Source organism: Clostridium sp. AF19-22AC (assembly GCF_003479085.1).
GTDB lineage: Bacteria > Bacillota > Clostridia > Lachnospirales > Lachnospiraceae > Faecalicatena_A > Faecalicatena_A orotica.
The window spans coordinates 17,923-40,115 of record NZ_QUGN01000005.1; the positions used below are offsets into that span (position 1 = coordinate 17,923).

At 46.3% G+C, this 22,193-nt stretch carries 20 protein-coding genes and 1 tRNA gene; 18 read left to right on the plus strand and 3 right to left on the minus strand.

The window, feature by feature from the left end:
- The first annotated feature begins 2 nt into the window (after window positions 1-2).
- From DWX43_RS07335 to DWX43_RS07355, 5 genes are all read left to right on the plus strand, one after another.
- Window positions 3-758, plus strand: a complete 756-nt coding sequence (locus DWX43_RS07335) for a MurR/RpiR family transcriptional regulator (RefSeq protein WP_118619783.1) — start codon at window positions 3-5, stop codon at window positions 756-758.
- Entirely contained in the window at window positions 748-1,515 is a 768-nt protein-coding gene (locus tag DWX43_RS07340) for a MurR/RpiR family transcriptional regulator (protein ID WP_118619785.1), read from the plus strand. The genes DWX43_RS07335 and DWX43_RS07340 overlap by 11 nt, the downstream gene beginning before the upstream one ends.
- A gap of 241 nt (window positions 1,516-1,756) precedes the next feature.
- Window positions 1,757-2,629 (plus strand): HAD hydrolase family protein, encoded by an 873-nt coding sequence (locus DWX43_RS07345; RefSeq protein WP_182440647.1) that lies wholly within the window; start codon window positions 1,757-1,759, stop codon window positions 2,627-2,629.
- A gap of 30 nt (window positions 2,630-2,659) precedes the next feature.
- Window positions 2,660-4,390: an alpha-glucosidase gene (locus DWX43_RS07350; protein ID WP_118619789.1), complete on the plus strand. Its 1,731-nt coding sequence runs from the start codon at window positions 2,660-2,662 to the stop codon at window positions 4,388-4,390.
- Window positions 4,391-4,405: 15 nt separating this feature from the next.
- Window positions 4,406-6,370: a PTS transporter subunit IIBCA gene (locus DWX43_RS07355; protein WP_118619791.1), complete on the plus strand. Its 1,965-nt coding sequence runs from the start codon at window positions 4,406-4,408 to the stop codon at window positions 6,368-6,370.
- Between the two features lie 396 nt (window positions 6,371-6,766).
- Here the strand turns inward: DWX43_RS07355 and glgD are convergent, their stop codons facing one another.
- Window positions 6,767-7,882 (minus strand): glucose-1-phosphate adenylyltransferase subunit GlgD, encoded by a 1,116-nt coding sequence (gene glgD, locus DWX43_RS07360; protein ID WP_109730697.1) that lies wholly within the window; start codon window positions 7,880-7,882, stop codon window positions 6,767-6,769.
- Window position 7,883: 1 nt separating this feature from the next.
- Window positions 7,884-9,023, minus strand: a complete 1,140-nt coding sequence (locus tag DWX43_RS07365) for a glucose-1-phosphate adenylyltransferase (RefSeq protein WP_118619793.1) — start codon at window positions 9,021-9,023, stop codon at window positions 7,884-7,886.
- Window positions 9,024-9,365: 342 nt separating this feature from the next.
- Here DWX43_RS07365 and DWX43_RS07370 point away from each other — a divergent pair, with 342 nt between their 5' ends.
- The 8 genes from DWX43_RS07370 (at window position 9,366) to DWX43_RS07405 (ending at window position 17,027) form a co-directional block, all read left to right on the plus strand.
- Window positions 9,366-10,448, plus strand: a complete 1,083-nt coding sequence (locus DWX43_RS07370; RefSeq protein WP_109730695.1) for an ATP-dependent 6-phosphofructokinase — start codon at window positions 9,366-9,368, stop codon at window positions 10,446-10,448.
- Between the two features lie 29 nt (window positions 10,449-10,477).
- The gene (gene dnaX / locus DWX43_RS07375) at window positions 10,478-12,052 is read left to right on the plus strand and encodes a DNA polymerase III subunit gamma/tau (protein WP_109730694.1); all 1,575 of its coding nucleotides are present in this window, start codon (window positions 10,478-10,480) and stop codon (window positions 12,050-12,052) included.
- A gap of 3 nt (window positions 12,053-12,055) precedes the next feature.
- Entirely contained in the window at window positions 12,056-12,409 is a 354-nt protein-coding gene (locus tag DWX43_RS07380) for a YbaB/EbfC family nucleoid-associated protein (protein ID WP_109730693.1), read from the plus strand.
- A gap of 110 nt (window positions 12,410-12,519) precedes the next feature.
- On the plus strand, window positions 12,520-13,116 hold the full coding sequence (recR, locus tag DWX43_RS07385) for a recombination mediator RecR (RefSeq protein ID WP_109730692.1): 597 nt from the start codon (window positions 12,520-12,522) through the stop codon (window positions 13,114-13,116).
- Between the two features lie 61 nt (window positions 13,117-13,177).
- Window positions 13,178-14,281 (plus strand): LacI family DNA-binding transcriptional regulator, encoded by a 1,104-nt coding sequence (locus tag DWX43_RS07390; protein ID WP_330582233.1) that lies wholly within the window; start codon window positions 13,178-13,180, stop codon window positions 14,279-14,281.
- A gap of 255 nt (window positions 14,282-14,536) precedes the next feature.
- Window positions 14,537-15,190: a fructose-6-phosphate aldolase gene (gene fsa, locus DWX43_RS07395; protein ID WP_109730690.1), complete on the plus strand. Its 654-nt coding sequence runs from the start codon at window positions 14,537-14,539 to the stop codon at window positions 15,188-15,190.
- Window positions 15,191-15,264: 74 nt separating this feature from the next.
- Window positions 15,265-16,101: a transketolase gene (locus tag DWX43_RS07400; RefSeq protein WP_118619797.1), complete on the plus strand. Its 837-nt coding sequence runs from the start codon at window positions 15,265-15,267 to the stop codon at window positions 16,099-16,101.
- On the plus strand, window positions 16,089-17,027 hold the full coding sequence (locus tag DWX43_RS07405) for a transketolase family protein (RefSeq protein ID WP_109730688.1): 939 nt from the start codon (window positions 16,089-16,091) through the stop codon (window positions 17,025-17,027). The genes DWX43_RS07400 and DWX43_RS07405 overlap by 13 nt, the downstream gene beginning before the upstream one ends.
- Before the next feature lie 107 nt (window positions 17,028-17,134).
- On the opposite strand, the gene DWX43_RS07410 is transcribed toward DWX43_RS07405, so the two are convergent.
- Entirely contained in the window at window positions 17,135-17,647 is a 513-nt protein-coding gene (locus tag DWX43_RS07410) for an HD domain-containing protein (RefSeq protein ID WP_118619799.1), read from the minus strand.
- Window positions 17,648-17,833: 186 nt separating this feature from the next.
- Between DWX43_RS07410 and DWX43_RS07415 the strand changes: the two genes are divergently transcribed.
- The 5 genes from DWX43_RS07415 to DWX43_RS07435 all read left to right on the plus strand — a co-directional run bounded on the left by DWX43_RS07415 (window position 17,834) and on the right by DWX43_RS07435 (window position 22,092).
- Window positions 17,834-18,451: a hypothetical protein gene (locus DWX43_RS07415; protein WP_118619801.1), complete on the plus strand. Its 618-nt coding sequence runs from the start codon at window positions 17,834-17,836 to the stop codon at window positions 18,449-18,451.
- 102 nt (window positions 18,452-18,553) lie between these two features.
- Window positions 18,554-19,753 carry a LysM peptidoglycan-binding domain-containing protein gene (locus tag DWX43_RS07420; protein WP_109730685.1) on the plus strand — a complete coding sequence of 400 codons (1,200 nt, stop codon included), beginning with the start codon at window positions 18,554-18,556 and terminating at the stop codon, window positions 19,751-19,753.
- Window positions 19,754-19,934: 181 nt separating this feature from the next.
- Window positions 19,935-21,128, plus strand: a complete 1,194-nt coding sequence (locus tag DWX43_RS07425) for a DUF5711 family protein (protein ID WP_109730684.1) — start codon at window positions 19,935-19,937, stop codon at window positions 21,126-21,128.
- An 8-nt stretch (window positions 21,129-21,136) separates the two neighbouring features.
- Window positions 21,137-21,955 carry a CvpA family protein gene (locus tag DWX43_RS07430; protein WP_118619803.1) on the plus strand — a complete coding sequence of 273 codons (819 nt, stop codon included), beginning with the start codon at window positions 21,137-21,139 and terminating at the stop codon, window positions 21,953-21,955.
- A gap of 65 nt (window positions 21,956-22,020) precedes the next feature.
- Window positions 22,021-22,092: transfer RNA gene (locus tag DWX43_RS07435), tRNA-Asn, on the plus strand.
- Window positions 22,093-22,193 lie beyond the last annotated feature (101 nt).

Sequence of the window (22,193 nt, forward strand, 5' to 3'; positions counted from 1 at the left end):
AGATGAGACTCGCTCAGCTGATGAATCAATACTACGATAAACTAAGTGAAAACGATAAAGCTGTCTTAGAAACAATTTTGTGCGAACCGGTGAGGTTCGCACAGCTTTCCAGTGAACAGGTGGCGGCAGAATGCCATATTTCCAGAGCTACACTGCTGCGTATCCTGCGGAAAATCGGGCTGACATCTTTTTCGGACCTGAAGCTTACGCTGAAGGAAGAACGTTCGGACAAAAAGGCAGCGGACGTGGACTTTGACGCTGTCTGTGACATTTACCACAGTCTTGTTGATGAATTGAATAAGTTTTCTTATGTCCATATCTGTAAAAGGCTCTATGAGAGCGATACGATTTACGTCTATGGGACCGGCAATGAACAGAAGACGCTGGCGGAGGAATTCAAACGGATATTCCTGTCTGCCGGGAAGTGCGTGATCGAATTGTTTGATTACGGGGAAACCGAGTTTATGAAAAAAGCATTTCAGAAGACGGATGTTTTTGTCGTGATTTCCCTTTCCGGTGAGACAAAAGCGGGGATTGAGATTCTCAATGCAGTGATTCCGACAGGGATATACACACTTTCCATCACGCGTCTGCAGAACAATACGATTTCCAGAATGTGCAGGGACAATCTCTATGTGGCGACCCAGACCATCCAGAGTCGGGTTTCGTACGAACTGGTTTCTGGGTTTTACATGCTGCTGGACATGCTGTTCCTCAATTATCTGGAATATATAAGAGAGGCCGAACATGAAGATTGAAGACCTGCTGAACAGGTACTACGATACCTTCAGCGAAAACGATAAGTACATCGCCGGGTGTGTGGCGAAACATACGAAAGACTGTATCCGGCTGTCAATAGATGAGTTTGCGGAAACATACCATGTATCCAAGAGCGCACTCACAAGGTTTGCCCAGAAACTGAAGCTTCCGGGGTACGGTGAACTTCGCTCAGTGATCCGGCTTGAGAGGATGCAGGAAGAGGGACTGGAGTTTTCATTTAAGGAGGAAGCGCTCCAGAATTACCATAAGATGATCGAGTATATCCGCAATACAGATTACAGTAGCTTTTTTGAAAAAATTTACTGCTCCGGACGTATTCTGATCTATGCAAGCGGATATTCCCAGGCACGGGTGGCAAAAGAGTTCCAGCGTATTTTTCTGCCGCTGCACAAGAAGATTTATTATATGCACGGACATGATATGGCGGAAGCCTTTGAAAATCTTGTCAGAGAGGAAGACCTGGTCATACTGATCTCACTGACGGGTGAAGCGGAACATATGGTGGAACTCGCGAAACGGCTGCGCCTGAAGGGCATAAAGACGGTTTCCGTTACAAAGATGCAGATGAACCCGCTTTCTTCCGTATGCGGGGAAAACTTATATATTCAGGCGCTGTCGCTGCCGGAAAGATATGGGATTTCATATGAGATCACGACCCCATATTTCCTGCTGATTGAACTTTTATTTATCCGTTATCAGCAGTTTCTGAAAGATGAACATAATTTCACATATTAAAACAAAGTGCAGGATGCACACATGTTTCCTAAAGGGCTTACAGACATTGTAAGTCCTTTTTTTAAGTGCTATTATACGGTTACAGTTTATACCGTGCCGTGCACTCCGCTGCACGGCATCGGGCCGATAAAGTGATGGTTTCAGGGCATCTGCCCTCGCCGAAGGCGATTTCAAATGGGCAGATGCAGTTACTGTGTACAGTAACTAATATATGGTTACAGACAAGGAAGGAGAGCGGTGGATGCGGAAATTAATTGTGTTTGATATAGATGGAACGCTCCGGGACGAGGTGCTTGGAATCCCGGAATCCATACCATTTGTTCTCAGGCAGCTGAAAAGAAAAGGACATGAGGCGGCGGTCTGTACGGGGCGCAGCCTGGGGACGGTTCAGGATGATGTTCTGGAACTCGGGATTGAGAATCTCATCACAGGCGGAGGGAGCTATATATCCCACAAAGATGTTTCTGTGTTTAAGACGGCGCTGGATGCAGATGCAGCTGCCAGAGTGTTTCACTATCTGACAGACCCGTGCACGGACGGTGTGGGCGGAGTTCTGGAGGGACGGGATGAGATATTTATGAATCAGGCTGCTGCTGATATTCTGAACCAGATGAATCTGGAAAAAAGTAAAAAGCTTACGCCCCGGCAGAGGGAGAAGTTCTTTAAAAATGAGAAGATCATGTATCAGGACAATATAGAAGAGTTTCTTCCGGGACAGGTAGATATCCATAAGATTTGTTTGTGGTGCAGCCTACCGGTTTACCGGCGCATCGGGGAAATGTTTGGAGCGGGCCGGACGGAACTGGCACAGCAGGGCAGTTGGAACGAATATGGTTATTATGAAATCATCCCATACGGAGCAGGGAAAGGTGCAGCAGTCGTGAGACTTTGTGAATATCTGGGGATTGGGATACAGGATACGCTCGCATTCGGTGATGGCAGAAATGATATAGAGATGCTGAAGATCTGCGGCACCGGGATTGCAATGGCAAATGGGGCCGATGAACTGCTTGCATCTGCGGACAGCATCTGCGGGAAGCCGATGGATGACGGGATATATGTGGAACTGGTAAAAAGAGGTTTGATTCCCCGCAGCTCGTTACGGGGTATTTGACTGATCAGGAAGAGAAACGGAGGAAGGAACATGGAAAAGAAATGGTGGCAGAGTGAGGTTGTTTATCAGATTTACCCGAAGAGTTTTTGTGACAGCAATGATGACGGTACTGGGGATATCCCGGGAATTATGTCAAGGCTGGATTATTTGAAAGAACTGGGCGTTACAATGCTCTGGATATGTCCGGTATTCCGGTCGCCGATGGACGATAATGGGTATGATATATCAGATTACTTTGACCTTGCGCCGGAATTCGGGACGATGGAGGACTTAAGGGAACTGGTCCGCGCCGCAAAGGAAATTGGAATTAAGATTATTCTGGATCTTGTGATTAATCATACTTCAGATGAACATGAGTGGTTTCAGAGGGCACTGAAAGACCCGGACAGCAAGTGGCATGACTTTTATATATTTAAAGAGGGGAAAGAAAGGCCGAATAACTGGCGCTCTGTGTTCGGGGGAAGTGTCTGGGAGAAGGTATCCGGAAGGGATGAGTTTTATTTTCACGCGTTTGGCACAAAACAGCCGGATCTGAACTGGGAGAACCCGGAGGTGAGGGAGACTCTTTATGGGATGGTCAACCAGTGGCTTGAACTTGGCATTGCAGGATTTCGGATTGATGCCATTACTTTTATCAAGAAGGACCTGACGTTTCGAAATCTGGAACCGGACGGGGCGGACGGCCTGGCAAAATGTACAAAGGGCAGCAGGAACCAGCCGGGAATCGGTGAATTCCTACGGGAACTGAAAGAGAAAACATTTCAGAAACATGACTGCGTTACTGTTGCAGAGGCGCCGGGAGTCGGATACGATGAATTAGAAGATTTTATCGGGGAAAACGGGTATTTTTCCATGATATTTGATTTCAAACATGCGGACCTCGATGTGGCCGGCGGCAGCGAATGGTTCCGGAGAGTCCCGTGGACGATTGCAGACCTCAATGAACGGCTGATGAGAAGCCAGATGGCAATACAGAAGGCTGGCTGGAGCGCCAACTTTATTGAAAACCACGACCAGCCCCGTGCCACGACAAAATACCTGCTGGAGGCGGCAGGAAATGCGAAGGCTGTAAAAACGCTGGGTGCAATGTATTTCTTCCTGAGGGGTACGCCGTTCATTTATCAGGGGCAGGAGCTTGGAATGCAGAATTTTGTACGTGACAGTATTGATGAATTCAATGATATTTCCAGTATCGACCAGTACTACCGTGCGATGGAAGAAGGCTGCACAAAGGAGGAAGCGCTCCATTATATCAACTTAAGGAGCCGGGATAATGCAAGGACCCCGTTCCCGTGGACAGCAGGGGAGAACGCCGGATTCAGCAGCGTTAAGCCGTGGCTTAAGGTAACCGGAGACCAGGACCGGACCAACGCAGAGAAACAGAGGAACGATCCTGAGAGTATTTTCCATTTTTACCGCCATATCATTGCACTGCGTCAGGACAGCGCTTTCAGCGAATGTCTGATTTACGGAGATATCCAGCCGCTTGAAACGGCCTGCGGTGATATCATTGCTTACAAAAGAAGCACGGAAGAAATGTCCATTGTATGTTACTTTAATTTTTCGAGGGAGGCACAGGAAGAAATCCTGCCTTCACAGATCAGGGAAATCGTGCTGAATACAGAAGAGACACTCGATGTAAGAACAAATGCCGGGTGTGATGCAAATGATAAAGGAATTCAGGAAAAGGAACGTATTGTGCTGGCGCCGTTCCAGACATTGATGTATAGGAGCAGCTGCACAGATATGAAGATGGAGTAGAAGAGGGAGGATATCATGGCAGATAAATATTTCAATATAGCAAAAGCCATTGTGGAAGTGGTCGGAAAAGAGAATATCGTTTCAGCCACACATTGTGCGACCAGACTTCGTCTGATGGTAAAAGACAGAGATGCGATTGATGATAAAAAAATAGAAAAAATCGAAGAGGTTAAGGGTGTTTTCTTCACCTCAGGACAGTATCAGATTATTCTGGGTACAGGTATTGTAAATAAAGTCTATGCGCAGATCGAAACGCTGGGACTTAAGACGCTGTCCAAAAAGGAACAGGATGAAGCTGTGAAGCAGAATGAAAAAGGAATCAAGAAACTGATGCGTACGCTTGCGGATATTTTTGTGCCGATCATCCCTGTGATTGCCGCAACCGGTTTGTTCCTCGGCCTGAAAGGCTGTATCTTTAATGATAATGTGCTGTCGCTGTTTGGTGCGTCGACCGCGGATATTCCGGCGTATATCCAGACGCTTGTCACCGTACTGACCGATACGGCGTTCGCATTTCTGCCCGCAATTATCACGTGGTCCGCATTCAGGGTCTTTGGCGGGACACCGGTAATTGGCCTTGTAATCGGGCTGATGCTCCTTTCACCTGCCCTGCCCAACGCATACAGTGTGGCAGACCCGAACAGTGGAGTAGAGGCGATTAAAGCATTCGGATTCATTCCCCTCGTGGGCTGTCAGGGAAGTGTCATGACCGCGATTTTTACGGGGTGGTTTGGTTCAAAGCTGGAGAAGAAACTGCGTAAGATCATGCCGAATGTACTGGACCTGATCTTCACTCCGTTTTTTGTCATGCTGATCACCATGCTTGTCATGCTGCTGGGCGTGGGTCCGGTGATGCACCAGATCGAACTTGGGATGGTTGGGATCATCGAGAACCTCATCCACCTCCCGATGGGAATTGGCGGGTTTATCATAGGATTTACTTACCCTCTGGCAGTTATTACAGGTCTTCACCACACATATGTCATGATAGAGACTTCTCTGCTTGCCAACACAGGGTTCAACCCGCTGATCACATTATGTGCCATGTACGGATTTGCAAACGTCGGGACCTGTCTTGCATTTGCAGTAAAGTCAAAATCAAGGAGAATCAAACAGACAAGTATAGGCGCAATGCTGTCACAGCTTTTCGGTATCAGTGAGCCTGTACTGTTTGGTATCCAGCTGCGTTTTAACTTAAAACCACTCATTGTTATGCTGCTGACATCAGGTACAGGGGCGGCCCTTTTATCTATTTTCAGCATACAGTCGAATTCCTACGGACTGGCCGTACTGCCATCCTACCTGATGTATATTTACAACGGGCACCAGATATTGTTCTACTTCCTGATTTCTGTATTCTGCGTCGCGCTATGCTTTATCCTGACCTGCCTGTTTGCAATACCAAAAGAAGCACTGGTGCCGGATGAAGATGACCCGGCGGCAGATATGCATTACGCTGGTGAGGCGACGGCAATATCAGAAACAGTTTCGAGCACAGATTCCGGTGCGGCATTAAAAGCGTCATCCGGGGATGCAGAGGTATTTACAGCGCCAGCAACAGGAAAAACAGTACTCCTTAAAGACGTAGCAGACGAAACATTTGCACAGAAACTGCTCGGGGACGGCTTTGCCATAGACATTACTGATGGCACCATAAAGGCTCCCTTCTCCGGAACAATAGCCGTCGCCTACCCGACCGGCCATGCATTCGGAATCCAGAGTCCGGACGGCCGCGAAGTTCTGATCCACATAGGAATCGACACCGTAGCCTTAGAAGGCCAGGGCTTCGAGATCCACGCCCATCAGGGCGACAACGTAAAACAAGGCGACATCCTCGTAAAAGCAGACATACAAAAAATCCGCCAGCTTGGAAAATCCACAACAACAATGATCATCTTCACAGACGGAACCCCAATAAAAGAACAAGAACTTCCAAAGGAAATGATCAGCGGAGTAACTTCACTTCAAGTTGCCTGTTAAGAAATAATTGTAGAATCCACTACCCAGAGGACGATTCCCGTAAAAATCCGGAAGCACCCAGCAGTGAGAATGGGGCGGAAAACGCTCCCGCGGGTGGCCGGCAGGTCATATATAAAGGCACCAAGTGCGCTTACTAACAGTTAGAGAAAAAGGCCGAATCACAGGGTTGGAAATTGATTCCGAATCAATTTCCAAATCAGCCTGAGGCGTCTAAGCATCAGCTTAGGCGTCGAATGCTGATGATACCCTGCGATTCCGCCTTTTACTCTTTACTGTTAGTTAGCAAACGACCTGTCTTTATAAATGACCTGCCGGCCACCCGCGGGAGCGCTTTCCGCCCCGTTCTCACTGCGCCCGTGCAGCCAGTAAAATTACATATCGTCTTCAAAGATTCCCTTAGAGGGTATCCCCCCGCCTGATATAACCTGGTTTTTCTGGAGAAGCTATGACTTCTTTTGCATGCAGAACATGAGCTCCTTTATCCACAACCTGATTCTCAACATGTACATCTTTCCCGATAATTGCACCCGGCATGAGGATACTGTTTTTGACAACGGCGCCCTTGTGAACGTTACATCCGCGTCCAATGACAGAATTTTCAATGGTGCCTTCGATTAAGCATCCATTGGATACAACGGAAGACCTTACGTCTGCTGTATCATAATACTGTGTTGGGCAGGAGTCATTTGTCCGTGTGTAGATCGGCCATTCATCATCAAATAGTGTTGATGCATATTTAAAGTCAATTAGTGAAAGGTTTGCTTCATAGTAGCTTTTGAAATCCGTGATGGAAGCAAAAAATCCACGGTGGGGTACGGCACGTATATCGAGTTCGCCGCACTGGTTATTCACGATCTGGGCAAGTCTGTACATAGAGGAAAGATTCTTTGCCTTATGTATTAGCTCGATAAATAACTCTTTCTTCATTACATAAGTGTCCATGAAAATGTTTCTGTTTTTTGCGGTCCCCCGGTTCTTCTCGATGGAAAGGACACCCTTTTGGCGGTTCAGGTTCAGAAGGTCACAGTTGAGGAAGTTTTCCTTCGCATTATCTGTTGAGTGGTAAAGCAAGGTGATATCCGCGCCTGAATCAATGTGTGTCTGTACAAGGTGATCGAAGTTCTGGGTATATACCATATAGCCCGGTACGATGACTACATATGGATACTGCACCCTCTCGATGCACTCGATGTTTTCCATAAAAGCGGCAATATCTGTATTATAAATATCATTTTCTGAACTGCTTTCAGAAAAGAGCACGCGCAGTTTTCCCCGCTTTGAATTGATATTGTAATGTCTTCCTGTTCCGAGGTGGTCTACGAGTGAGCGGGGCTTGTTTCTTAAATAAACCTGTATCTGGTCGATGCCGCTGTTGCTCATATTGGAGATCGGGAAGTCAATGACGCGGTATCTTCCAAGGAAAGAAAATGCCCCGATACTGCGGTACGTCTGAAGACCCTCTACCCATATGTGGTTTCCGGAAGGATTGACTATTCCAAATGCGTTATTCATACTATTCTGCCCCCTTTACATGTTTCGCAACCAGTTCGATATGCTCACTGTCCGCGCTGCCCACGACAGCATTTTTGCCGATTTTGATTCCGTCGGCAACGAGTGCGCGTGTTATCTGTGCACCCTCTTCAACTACAACGCCCGGCATCAGTACACTGTCGATGATTTTGGCTCCTGCCCCGACTTTTACGCCGGTGAATAAAACAGAATTCTTAACCTCTCCGTTGACAATGCAGCCTTGTGTGATGAATGCATTCTTAATATCTGCTTCAGCGCCTACATAATGAGGCAGGGTATAGCCGTCTTCTGTGTAAATCTTCCAGCTCGGGTCGTTTAAGTCAAGTTCGTTGTTCTTGTTGAGAAGGTCCATATTGGCTTCCCAGAGAGAGTCGATGGTTCCGACGTCTTTCCAGTAGCCCTTGTATTTATAGGCGTACAGCCTCTTGTCATCATTTAAGAGAGTCGGGATGATGTCCTTTCCAAAATCATGGTTTGATTCCGCATCCTTCATATCTGCCAGCAGCATCTTGCGGAGCAGCTTCCAGTTGAATATGTAGATTCCCATAGATGCAAGATTGCTCTTCGGCTGTGGCGGTTTCTCTTCGAATTCTACGATGCGCCCCTCCTCATCGGTATTCATGATACCGAAACGGCTCGCCTCCTTCATCGGTACTTCGATGACGGCGATGGTTGCATCTGCCTGACATTCTTTGTGATATGCCAGCATCTTTGCATAATTCATCTTATAAATGTGGTCACCTGAGAGGATCAGGACATATTCCGGTGAAAATGAATCGATAAAGTCTATATTCTGGGAAATTGCGTCTGCTGTTCCGCGGTAAACGTCCAGATTGGCGTCTGCCTTTTCGCGCGGCGGCAGTACATATACCCCGCTGTTCTGGGCATCCAGACCCCAGCGGCGCCCTGCCGCGACATAACTATTGAGTAAAATGGATTCGTACTGGGTCAGTACTCCGACGACATCGATACCGCTGTTTGCACAGTTACTTAACGGGAAATCGACGATTCGGTATTTTCCGCCATATGAAACGGCTGGCTTAGCTACTTTATTCGTCAGTTCATGCAGGCGAGAACCACGGCCGCCAGCTAAGATCATTGCTAACATGTTGTTCTGTTTCATAATAAGTCCTCTCTTTCATAATTCCTTGTTGATATTGTACAAGTTTTTGAGCTGAATTACAATACAATTGTGCAAAAAGATGGTGAAAATGTACTTTTGGAAAGTAAAATGATAATATATTTATAAAAAGAAAGCATTTCCGGGAAAATGAGGGCGGAAACAGTACTTTGAACTGTCAGTTTCGGATATTAAGATTTTCTTGTTACAGTGTCTGAAATGGGGTATAATTATAAAAGTAAGAAGAGGCTTCACTTTACAGTGAAGCTTTTCGCTGTTGATTTTTCCTGCGGGCATACAGACAGGGGTATATGCAGGGAACTTTGAAAAAGGAGGATTTGTATTATGTTGAGAATCGGGATGCTGACAAGCGGCGGGGACTGCCAGGCACTGAATGCGGCTATGCGGGGTGTTGTAAAAGGCGTTTGTTCTAAACGTAAGGATGTAGAAATATATGGTTTTAAAGATGGATATAAAGGATTGATTTATGCGAATTTTGAGATGCTGACATCCAAAGATTTCTCAGGGATACTGACCAGGGGCGGTACAATCCTGGGGACATCCAGACAGCCGTTCAAGCTGATGCGGGTGCCGGATGAGAACGGGCTGGACAAGGTTGCTGCGATGAAGCATACATACCATAAGCTGAGCCTGAATTGCCTGGTGATTTTAGGCGGCAATGGTACGCATAAGACAGCGAATCTTCTGAGGGAAGAAGGATTGAATGTGATTACGCTCCCGAAGACAATTGACAATGACCTCTGGGGAACAGATATGACTTTCGGATTCCAGAGCGCTGTGGATATTGCTACAGATACGATTGACAGGATCCACACGACAGCAACTTCACACAGCCGTGTATTTATTATAGAAGTTATGGGACACAAGGTCGGCCATGTCACGCTCCATGCGGGGATCGCAGGAGGGGCCGATATTATACTGCTTCCTGAGATTCCTTATGATATAGATGTTATTGCCGATGTGATCCAGAAGCGGAGCGAGGCCGGAAAGCCGTTTACCATACTTGCGGTTGCAGAGGGGGCTATTTCCAAGGAAGACGCGAAACTGAAGAAGAAGGAATATAAAGAAAAATTAGAGAAAAGGAAGTATCCTTCGATTGCCTATGAACTGTCTGAGCAGATTCAGAAGAAGACAGATAAAGAGGTCCGCATTACGGTTCCGGGACATACGCAGAGAGGCGGTTCCCCGTGCCCTTACGACAGGGTATTTTCCACGAGGGTTGGTGCTGCAGCTGCAGAACTGATTTTAAATGAGGATTTTGGATATATGGTTGCTATGAGAAATGGTGAGACAACGAAGGTGCCGCTTCAGGATGTAGCCGGAAAGCTGAAATTTGTTGATCCCGAATGCAGCCTTATCAAAGAGGCAAGGCTGACGGGCATCAGTTTTGGCGATAAAATACAATAGAGTGAAATAAGAGAACAGAGGTGTGATTCATGTCGTATACGGCATTATACAGAAAGTTCCGCCCGACTGAGTTTTCAGACGTAAAAGGGCAGGACCATATTATTACAACACTGCAGAATCAGATCAAGGCAGACCGTATCGGGCATGCTTACCTGTTCTGTGGGACCCGGGGGACCGGGAAAACTACGGTGGCGAAGATATTTGCCAGGGCGGTGAACTGTGAACATCCGGTGGACGGCAGCCCCTGCGGGGAGTGTGCGATGTGCAGGTCTATTGCTGCGGGAACGTCCATGAACGTGATCGAGATCGATGCCGCATCCAACAACGGTGTGGACAATATCCGTGAGATTCGTGATGAAGTAGCATACCGGCCGACGGAAGGGAAGTATAAAGTCTATATTATTGACGAGGTGCATATGCTTTCCATAGGTGCTTTTAATGCGCTTTTGAAGACACTTGAGGAGCCGCCGGAGTATGTTATTTTTATACTGGCTACAACGGAAGTGCATAAGATACCGATTACGATATTGTCGCGATGCCAGCATTATGATTTTAGACGGATCAGTATCGAGACGATTTCTGACAGACTGAAGGAATTAATGATCGAGGAGCAGGTGGAGGTCGAGGATAAGGCTATACGCTATGTGGCCAAGGCGGCGGACGGTTCCATGAGGGATGCGCTGAGTCTTTTGGACCAGTGTATTGCTTTTTACATGGGACAGAAGCTGACCTATGATCATGTACTGGAAGTACTGGGAGCCGTTGATACGGATGTCTTCAGCCAGCTTCTGCGCAATATCATCAGGCGTGATGTGCCGAAGGTACTGGATACTGTGGAGGAACTCGTGATGCTGGGAAGGGAACTGACACAGCTTTCGGTTGATTTCACATGGTATCTGAGGAACTTGCTTCTGATGAAAACTTCTGATAATATAGAGGATGTGTTGGATGTATCTACGGAGAATATGCAGCAGCTGAAAGAAGAGGCCGGGATGATCGAGACCGACATGCTGCTTCGGTATATCCGTATTTTTTCTGAGCTATCAGGGCAGCTCAAGTACGCTTCGCAGAAGAGAGTTCTTCTGGAGGTGGCGCTGATTAAGCTGTGTACTCCGGCGATGGAGGTGGATCAGGACAGTCTTCTGGACCGCATCCGTGCAGTGGAAGAGAAGCTGGAGCAGGGAATTCCTGCGTCGGCCGTGCAGGAAAAGGTGGTTTATGTAAACGGCGACAATGCTGCGGCACCAGGAAAAACGGCCCCGAAACCGGAGCTTCCGAATGCTATACCGGATGATGTGAAAGAGGTTGTGAAGAACTTCAGACCCATTGCAGATGAGGCATCCGGGATGATCCGGACATTCCTAAAGAAGGCAAGGTTAAGCCTCGGCGGGGATAACCGGCTGATGATCGTCATGCCCGGAGCAATGGAGGCGGAGGTTGTTGGCAGGGAAGACCACCGGCAGGAACTGGAAAGTCTGATTGAGAACCGGATCGGGAAAAAGGTTGAAGTGGAAGTCCGGCATGTGGAAGAGGGACGCCACTTTGAAGATACATTTGTGGACATTGAGAAGAAAATTAATATGGAAATTATAGTGGAGGATTAAATCATGGCAAAAAGAGGCGGATTTCCAGGCGGTGGAATGCCTGGCAACATGGCAAATCTGATGAAACAGGCGCAGAAGATGCAGCGCCAGATGGAAGAACAGGCAAAAGAGCTTGAGACAAAAGAATTTACGGCAACAGCAGGCGGCGGTGCAGTCGAGGTGACGATTTCCGGTAAGCGTGAGGTCTTAAAGGTGAAACTTCAGGAAGAAGTTGTTGATCCCGAAGATATCGAGATGCTGGAAGACCTGATCGTGGCGGCAACGAACGAAGCACTGCGTCAGGTTGACGAAGTATCCGGGGCGGCAATGAATAAGCTGACAGGCGGAATGGGCGGCGGAATGCCTGGAATGTTCTAAATATTCTGACAACGGAGCTCAAAAGGGTCAGACCCCTTTGCAGAAGGGTCTGACCCTTTTGAGTGAATTTGCTGTTTGGAACATAAAGAGAAAACAGGAGTGAATACCAGATGGATTATTATAGTAATCAAATCAGCAGGCTGATCGAGGAGTTTTCGAGGCTTCCCGGGATCGGGGCGAAGTCTGCGCAGAGGCTTGCCTTTCATATTATTAATATGCCAAAGGAGCAGGTGGAGAATCTTGCGAAGTGTCTTCTGGATGCACGTAATAATGTAAGATACTGTTCCCAGTGCTGTACGCTGACGGACAGGGAACTTTGTCCAATCTGTAACAACCCGGACAGAGATCAGAAGACGATTATGGTGGTCGAGACGCCGAGAGATCTGGCGGCTTATGAGAAGACTGGGAAATACAACGGCGTCTATCATGTGCTGCACGGCGCGATTTCCCCGATGCTGGGAATCGGCCCCGGAGACATCCGGCTGAAAGAGCTGATGGAGCGCCTCCAGGGTGATGTGGACGAGGTGATCATTGCCACAAATTCCAGTCTGGAAGGGGAGACGACGGCGATGTATATCAGCAAGCTGATCAAACCTACAGGTATCAAGGTAAGCCGGATTGCCAGTGGGGTGCCGGTCGGGGGAGATCTGGAATATATCGATGAAGTAACTCTTTTGAGGGCCCTGGAAGGCAGAACCCAGTTGTAGGCAGGGGCTTTATAATGCCCGAACGGTAAACTGTGCATGTACCAGAACTTAAGGATGTGGGATGATGTATAAGAAAAAAGTAACATCTTCGGATGTGGCGCGAAAGGCCGGGGTTTCTCAGGCGACAGTTTCTATGGTGCTGAATAAGAAGTATAATGTTTCCTTTTCGAAGGACGTAATCCGGAAGGTGGAGGCTGCGGCAAAGGAACTGGGCTATGAACTGCCGAAGCGGAAAAAGCAAAAGGAAAATAAGCGGGAAAAGCTTCTCGTTGTATTTTGCCCGAACCTGACGAACCCGTATTATGTAATGCTTCTCCAGGGTATTGAATCCCGGGCTACAGAGCAGGGGTTCGGTCTGTTCGTCTGCAATACACAGAGAAATCTAGAGCTGGAGGAACGGTATCTGAAAATGATGCCTTCCCTGAATCCCCAGGGGGTCATTTACACGTGCAATCCCAGCCGTTGTTTTATGCCCGTTGTGGAGGAACTGTCGCGAAGGATTCCGTTCACGGTAATTAATAACCAGAATGAAAAGCTTGATGTAGATGCCGTGGAGCTGGACAACTCGAAGCTTGGACGTATTATGGCGCGCCACCTGCTGGATCTGGGGCACAGGCATGTGGCCTATATCGCTCCACCTCTGACTGTGCGTCAGAAACAGCGTTCCAAGAGGGTGGAAGGTTTTTTGAAAGAATTTAAGGAAGCCGGACTCGGTGACAATGTGGTGATTAAGGCTGCGAACGAAGAGATCGACCGGGATATTCCGGGGATTGATTCTGAATACCGGATTGGCTACGATCTGACGAAGGAGCTTTTGGCAGAGGATAAGGAGCTGACAGCAATTGTAGGGCTGAATGATATGATTGCATTTGGAATTCTGGATGCCCTCTATGATGAGAAATACAGAGTTCCGGGTGACATGTCCGTGATGGGATGTGATAATACCCTTTTCGCAAAAATGCAGAAAATATCCCTGACAACGATCGAACATTTCGTGATATATAAGGGCCGCGATGCCTGTGATATTATCATGAAAAAGATTAAGACGAGGGACAGGCAGTATTCAGAAATGGAGCCTGTCAGCATCTACCATGTTGAGTATGAACCGAGACTTGTCTCGAGAGGGACCACATCCTATCCAAGGACCAGAAAAAAGAAAAATTAATTTATTGTATAAAATTATTATTAATAATCCTGCGCTAGGATGAATTTTGGAACAATGGATAAGCCGAAAAATGGAGGAGTTATATCGTATTACTGCAATTGTTGAGAAAAGTTTTTCATGTTTCTTGACTAATAATTTGAAAATATTAATAGGATAAAATTATTAATAATTTTTCGCCCTATTGACCGTCTTCACTACAACGACTATAATCAAGAATAGAAAACAAAGGGATTCTAGTTCAAGGAGGAACGAACAATGAAATTTTTTATCGACACAGCCAAAGTAGAGGATATTAAGAAAGCAAATGACATGGGAGTGATCTGCGGAGTTACAACAAATCCGTCACTGATTGCAAAAGAAGGACGTGTTTTTGAAGAAGTCATCGCAGAGATTGCTTCTATCGTAGACGGACCGATCAGCGGTGAAGTAAAGGCTACAACAACGGATGCAGAAGGAATGATCGCAGAGGGAAGAGAAATTGCGAAAATCCACCCTAACATGGTAGTTAAGATTCCTATGACAGTAGAAGGGTTAAAAGCTTGCAAAGCCCTTACAGCTGAGGGAATCAAGACAAATGTAACACTGATCTTCTCTGCAAACCAGGCACTTCTTGCAGCAAGGGCGGGCGCAACATATGTATCACCATTTCTGGGCCGTCTGGATGACATCTCTGTTCGCGGAACAGATCTGATTGCAGAGATCGCAGAGATTTTCGCAGTAGCCGGACTTGAGACAGAAATCATCGCAGCAAGCGTTCGTAACCCGATTCACGTAACAGACTGCGCACTTGCAGGGGCTGATATCGCAACAGTACCTTACAACGTAATCGAGCAGATGACACACCATCCGCTGACAGATGCAGGAATCGCAAAATTTCAGGCAGATTATAAGGCGGTATTCGGCGAATAATTTCGAAGATTTTCAAAGGGGTCAGACCCCTCTGAAAAAGTCTGTTTTAAACATAAAATTTAGGAGGAATTCCAATGAACAAGTTAGAATTAATGAAAACTGCCAACGAAGTCCGCAAGGGCATCGTGACAGCAGTCCACAGTGCGAAATCCGGACATCCGGGCGGATCACTGTCTGCAGCAGATATTTTCACATACCTTTATTTTGAAGAAATGAACATCGATCCTAAGGACCCTAAGAAGGCTGACCGCGACAGATTCGTACTGTCTAAAGGCCATACAGCGCCGGGACTTTACTCCACATTGGCGAATAGAGGATATTTTCCGGTAGAAGACCTGAAGACGCTGCGCCATACAGGTTCTTACCTTCAGGGGCATCCGGACATGAAGCATATTCCGGGTGTAGATATGTCGTCAGGTTCTCTGGGACAGGGAATTTCTGCGGCTGTCGGAATGGCACTTGCAGCAAAACTGTCCGGGGATGACTACAGAGTCTATACTCTGCTCGGAGACGGGGAGATCCAGGAGGGACAGGTATGGGAGGCTTCCATGCTTGCCGCACACAGGAAACTGGACAACCTGGTTGTGATTGTAGATAATAATAACCTTCAAATTGACGGTGCAATAACAGAGGTTAATTCACCATATCCGATCGATAAGAAGTTTGAGGCATTCAATTTCCATGTTATTAATATCGATGGAAATGATTTTGACCAGATTGATGCTGCTTTTAAAGAAGCTAGGACTGTGAAGGGCCAGCCTACGGCAATTATTGCAAAGACTGTTAAAGGCAAAGGCGTTTCTTATATGGAGAATCAGGCTTCATGGCATGGTGCGGCTCCGAATGATGAGCAGTATGAAGTTGCTATGAAAGATTTAGAGAAAGTAGGTGAAGCATTATGTCAGATGTAAAGAAAATTGCAACAAGAGAAAGCTATGGTAATGCTTTAGCCGAATTAGGAAAAGCACATGACGAAGTTGTAGTACTGGATGCCGATCTTGCAGCAGCTACAAAGACAGGTGTATTCAAGAAAGCATTTCCGGAAAGACATATCGACTGCGGCATCGCTGAGTGCAATATGATGGGCGTGGCAGCGGGACTCGCGGCAGCCGGAAAAGTACCGTTTGCAAGTTCATTTGCAATGTTTGCGGCAGGCCGTGCTTTCGAGCAGGTACGTAACTCCATCGGATACCCGAAGCTGAACGTAAAAATCGGTGCCACACATGCAGGAATCTCTGTAGGTGAGGACGGTGCAACACACCAGTGTAATGAAGACATTGCCCTGATGAGAACCATCCCTGGTATGGTTGTAATCAATCCTTCCGATGATATTGAGGCAAAGGCAGCCGTACAGGCAGCTTACGAGCACGCAGGACCTGTATACATGCGTTTTGGAAGACTTGCAGTGCCGGTTATCAATGATAAGCCGGAATACAAATTCGAGCTTGGCAAAGGTGTTGTACTCCGCGAAGGAAAAGACATTACTATTATCGCTACAGGACTTCCGGTAGCAAATTGTCTGGAAGCGGCAGAAAAACTTGCAGCTGACGGAGTAGACGCGAAAGTTATCAATATTCATACAATTAAGCCTCTCGATGAAGAATTAGTAGTTGCAGCAGCAAAAGAGACAGGGAAAGTCGTTACAGTTGAAGAACACTCCATCATCGGCGGGCTCGGAAGCGCAGTATGCGATGTGCTTTCTGCAAAGGCTCCGACACAGGTAATGAAGATCGGAATCAATGACACTTACGGAGAATCAGGACCGGCAGTAGAATTGGTTAAAAAGTATGGATTAGATGCAGATTCAATCTATGAGAAAGTAAAAAGTTTCTTGTAGTTCAAAGGGGTCAGACCCTTTTGCGGTCCGTATTCAGAATATACTGACAATTTAGAAAGACAGTATCTCAACTACTAAGCTGGGATACTGTCTTTTTGGTTAATGTACTATCGCTGGCTTGTTTCCAAAGTTCCACAGTACTTATCGGTTAATGTGGCAATCCAGCCCTCTTTTGTGCGAGGGAAGTGGAAAAGTGTGACCGGCCACATGTGCTTCCTTATGATATCTTCTTCAACCCGGTTCAGTTTGAAGAACTTTCTGGCATTCTTATAAGCGCAGGCCGGATGCGTCATTCCGTGGAAATGGTCCCCGGTTCTGGCGGTATGTGTGTGCCAGTCATATAGGAACAAATCATGGAGCATACCGCCGCGGGCGGCGGAGTCTGCATCCAGATGAAAAAAGCGGCACCATACATAGTTATAGTAAGCAACATGCAGACAATGCTGGTAGCAATTCGTGCGCCCGTGATGCGGATATAGTTTCATACGGAGCACAACAGGGTGTTCTGCGATATCCCTGATACATTCGTAAAAATCTTCTCCCCAGTCTCTGCGGAGGTCCTCCCTTTTTTCGGATGCTTCCTGCCGCAGGTTTATGAGTAATTTATTTTTAAACAACATAAATGTCACCTCTGATTTTTTATATTAACAGTAACATTATCATAACACCAGGGGTAACTGGTTTCAATTTTTCTATAGCAAAATTAAGAAAAATATGATATTCTCTTAATATCTATTACTGCATTTCTTTAGATTCGTGAACTTTCACAGTTCAATTTTTGCAGTATATGAACCTGGTGAAGCAAAATGCCTGCCAGGATATCCGTTCCGTTTCGGGACCATGATTCACAAAAACAAATTAAAACAAGCAAAATCACACTGTCTAAATTTATGCAGCATTTAAATTCGACATATGCAGAACTGTATAATGCCAAATACGACAGGACTGGACACGTGTTTCAGGGCCGTTACTATAGTGACTGCGTGGATACAGAGGAATATTACTGGTGCTGCCTGAGATATATCCATAACAATCCGGTCAAAATCGGTCTTGTAAGAGAGTCTTTTGACTACGAATTCAGCAGTGCACAGGAATATTTTGCAGGGACTTCAGAATTAATAGGAGAGACTTCATATGAGAGAATAGGGACACGCTTTCAGACTTCAGAAGAGTTCTGGCATTTTCACCGACTGTTCGAGCAGAAGTCATTTCTCGACACCGTTGAAGATGAATGCATTCACAACTATGAACGTGTTAAGATTCTTGTAGAAAAATACATGTTTGATCACCGGATTGAAGAGGTTCAGACAATATTAACAATTGGGCAGTTAAAAGAGGACTTTTTAAGGACCTGCAAACGGGAAACGGGGATTTCTGAGAGAAAAATTGAGAATATTCTGAAAATGGACTGCAAAAGGGTCTGACCCCTATGCGGTATTTTTGTCGAACTCACCTGACATCAACCGATAAATTCAGCCTTTTCGTTATGCTATGCTTTAGAAAAATTTTATTCAGAGGTGAGTGTTATGGAGAGACAAATTCCTAAAAATGTGCGTCAGATCGGGAATGTTAGTGACAGCCCGAAGATTTATGTAGAAGATTATGTAGATACATTTTTCGCCCAGTTGTGCGAAAAAGCGGGGGAGAACCCAATAGGAGCATTTCTTATAGGAGATATGCAGAAATCGGATGAGGAGGAGTATGTATACATATATGGAGCGATCCAGATGCACGAGTTGAAAGTGTCGGGCAATGATTACGAGATTGATGATGATACATGGAAGAAAGCGTACGAGGATTGCAAGCAGTACTTCGAGGATGGGGAGATGCTGGGATGGTTTGTTGCCCATTCGGGGGTACCTTTATCGCCGGAGCACAATATGGTGAAGCTGCATAAAAAATCGTTCCCGAAAAAAAATACGGTCCTGATCATGAAGGATCCCGTGGAGAAGGACGAGGTATACTACGTCCAGAAGTTTAATGACCTGATGGAGATAGGCGGGCACTATACATATTATGAGAAGAACCCTTGCATGCAGAACTATATGATCTCGACTAGAAAGAAGAATGGGGTGAGTCCCTCGGAAACTGTGGAAGATCGTGCTGCAAAGGACTTTCGCAGTCTGGTTAGAACCCGCGAGGAACAACAGCAGCATAAAAGGACAAACCGTCTGATGTATGCAGTCAGTGCGTGTCTTGTACTGATTGTGATCATTATGGGGGTTACGACCCTGAACAACTTTGATAAAATGAAATCCGTACAGACGGCCCTGAACAAGATAACGAACAACTCACCGGCCGATACACAGTCGGTAGAGGCGAAGGAGACAAATGGATCTGTAACTGCCGTTACGGGGGAAGCCGCCGGTAAGCAGATAGGAGAGGGTGACAGTGGACAGGCCGCCGAAGAGGAGGACAAGAACGTCCCGGATGGTTCAGCCGGTGATGCCGGCGCGCAGGATGTGGACAAGCCGGATGCCGCCGATAATAAGAATGCCGATGCCGGAAATGCAGACTCCCAGGACGCAGATTCCGGCAAAGAGGATTCGAAAGAGGCGGGGGCAAATGGAAGCGACGGTGTCTATATCGTCGAGCAGGGTGACACACTGGCTATTATAAGCAAGAAGATGTATGGCGATATCAGCCATGTGGATGCAATATGCAAAATGAACGGGCTGACCAACGGCAACCTGATCTATGTGGGACAGAAGCTGGTCCTGCCATAATCCTTAACATATCCTTAAATTCCTCATGAGTCTTTCGCGAGTTTAGTATTTATGATATACTATTTACACTTAGCGAGGTTTTATCGAGCTTAGTGTAAATGCATACCTAAATACTTAACGAGTTTAGTATTTATGGTATAATCCTTGGATAAGACGAATTGACGGCAATAAGGGGAACAAGATGAAGCAAAAGAAAAATCCAAATATAAAGCTCGCCGAGCCTGCGAATTTGGAGAAGCTAAAAAAAGCAGCCAGAAAGCGAAAGCGGGCCAGGGCTAAAAAGTGGGGCATCACGATTATTCTGGCAATTATGATAATAGGCGGTACATATCTGCTCGTAAAAAACCAGTCTTACACGAAAGTCCGTGAGGCGGCGAATTATGAGGATGAGACATCCGATACGAACAGATATGCCCAGTTTGCAGACGGAATCGTCCGTTATAGTCGGGACGGAGTGGTATTCCTTAACAAAAAGAACGAAGAACAGTGGATTCAGCCGTGTCAGATGCAGAATCCTGCCATTGATGTAAATGAAAACACATTCGCCGTCGCGGACAGCGGCGGGAATTCAATCCTCGTATTCACAGAGGAAGGTCTAAAAGGTGAGATAGAGACGACTCTTCCGATAGAAAAGATGTCAGTATCGGATCAGGGAATTGTAAGTGTTATTTTGAAAAATGAAAGCTCACCGATGATTGTATCTTACGATGCCACGGGAAATATCCTGGTGGAACATCAGGTTACTGTTAACAGCACAGGTTATCCCTTAGCGCTGGACATGTCACGGGATGGCACGACGCTGGCAGTATCCTACTTGTTCACGAAAGACGGTGCACTCAAGTCCAGAGTTGCATTCTATAATTTTGGGGAGGCAGGAAAAGCTAAGACGGACAATCAGGTAAGTATGGAAGAATATGACGGGAAGATTATCCCGGAGGTGTACTTTATGGATGACGCCACATCCGTAGCAGTCAGCGACAGCTCCTTCATCGTATATGAAGGCAAAGATGCGCCTCAGAAGAAAAAGGAAGTAAAACTGAATCAGGAAATTAAAAGTGTGTTCCACACGGATAAATATATCGGCTTCGTCCTCCTCAATAAAGGAAAATCAGGATACGAGGCCCGGCTTTACAACAAGTCCGGCAAACAGATCATGAACAAGGCGTTTACCGGAGAATACAGCAATATAAAAATGGTAAAAGATGAGATTATCATGTTTGCCGGTTCCAAATGCTGCATCATTACGAAAAATGGTGTCCTGAGATTCAAAGGGGACCTGAAGGCAGAAGCGCTGGAAGTCATTCCTTCCAGAGGGGTGAACAGATACCTGGTGATAAGCGCCAATGAACTGAGAATAGTTTATTTGACGAAATAGGAGAAAATATGAATAACTGGTTATTAATAATTGTCGGAGTGATATTTCTGATCTGCATAGTAGTTGGATTCGTGAGGGGCTTTTTCCGGATAGGGCTCTCTCTCCTTTCTACTGTGCTTACGATTGTGCTTATGATTGTGCTGAACCCCTATGTGGCACAGGCACTGACAAAGTATACGCCGATCGACGATATGATAGAGACTAAATGTATAGAAGCCTTTATGCCGGAGATTTCCACTCAGGAGCTGGCAAAGGTTGATTTAAGCGGGACACCGCTGGCAGGCTTAAGCGATGATCAGCTGGCCGGTTTGAATGACCTGGACTGGGACCGTCTGGGGATCACGGCGCAGGATGTCCTGAAAGTCATAGGGGAGATTCCGAAGGACATCCAGATTAAGATGATTGAAGAATCCACGCTCCCCACTTTTATGAAGAATACAATTCTGGAAAATAATAATTCAGCCATTTATAATGAACTGAGCGTGGCCAGTTTCCCGGAATATGTAGCATCCTATATCTCCAGAATGGTAATCAAAATCATATCATTTCTGGTTACATTTCTGCTTGCCGTCATCATCGTAAAAGCGTTGATGGCCGCGGTGGATATCATCGGGGAACTCCCGGTTGTAGGACTCCTGAACCGTTTTGCGGGGGCACTGCTGGGCGTTTTTATAGCGCTCTTAATTGTATGGATTGGGTTCCTGATCCTGACACTCGTCTATACCAGCACTGTCGGAAAGCAGTGTTTTGATATGATCGAGAGCAGCCAGATCCTGACATTTTTGTATGATAAAAATATATTGCTTCAGAAACTGCTGAAGTTTTAAATAGATGGAATAAAATAATAAAAACAGCATATAATAGAAAAAGGCTCCCTGAGGGAGCTTCATAATCCTCGATAGCTCAGTGGTAGAGCATTCGGCTGTTAACCGAAGGGTCGTTGGTTCAAACCCAACTCGGGGAGTGTCTAAAAACTTGCAGACTTATAGTTTGCAGGTTTTTTTGTCTATAAATGAATACAATTGTTAAGCCCTGCCATCTTCTTTTAAGTAGAAAGAACCAAAC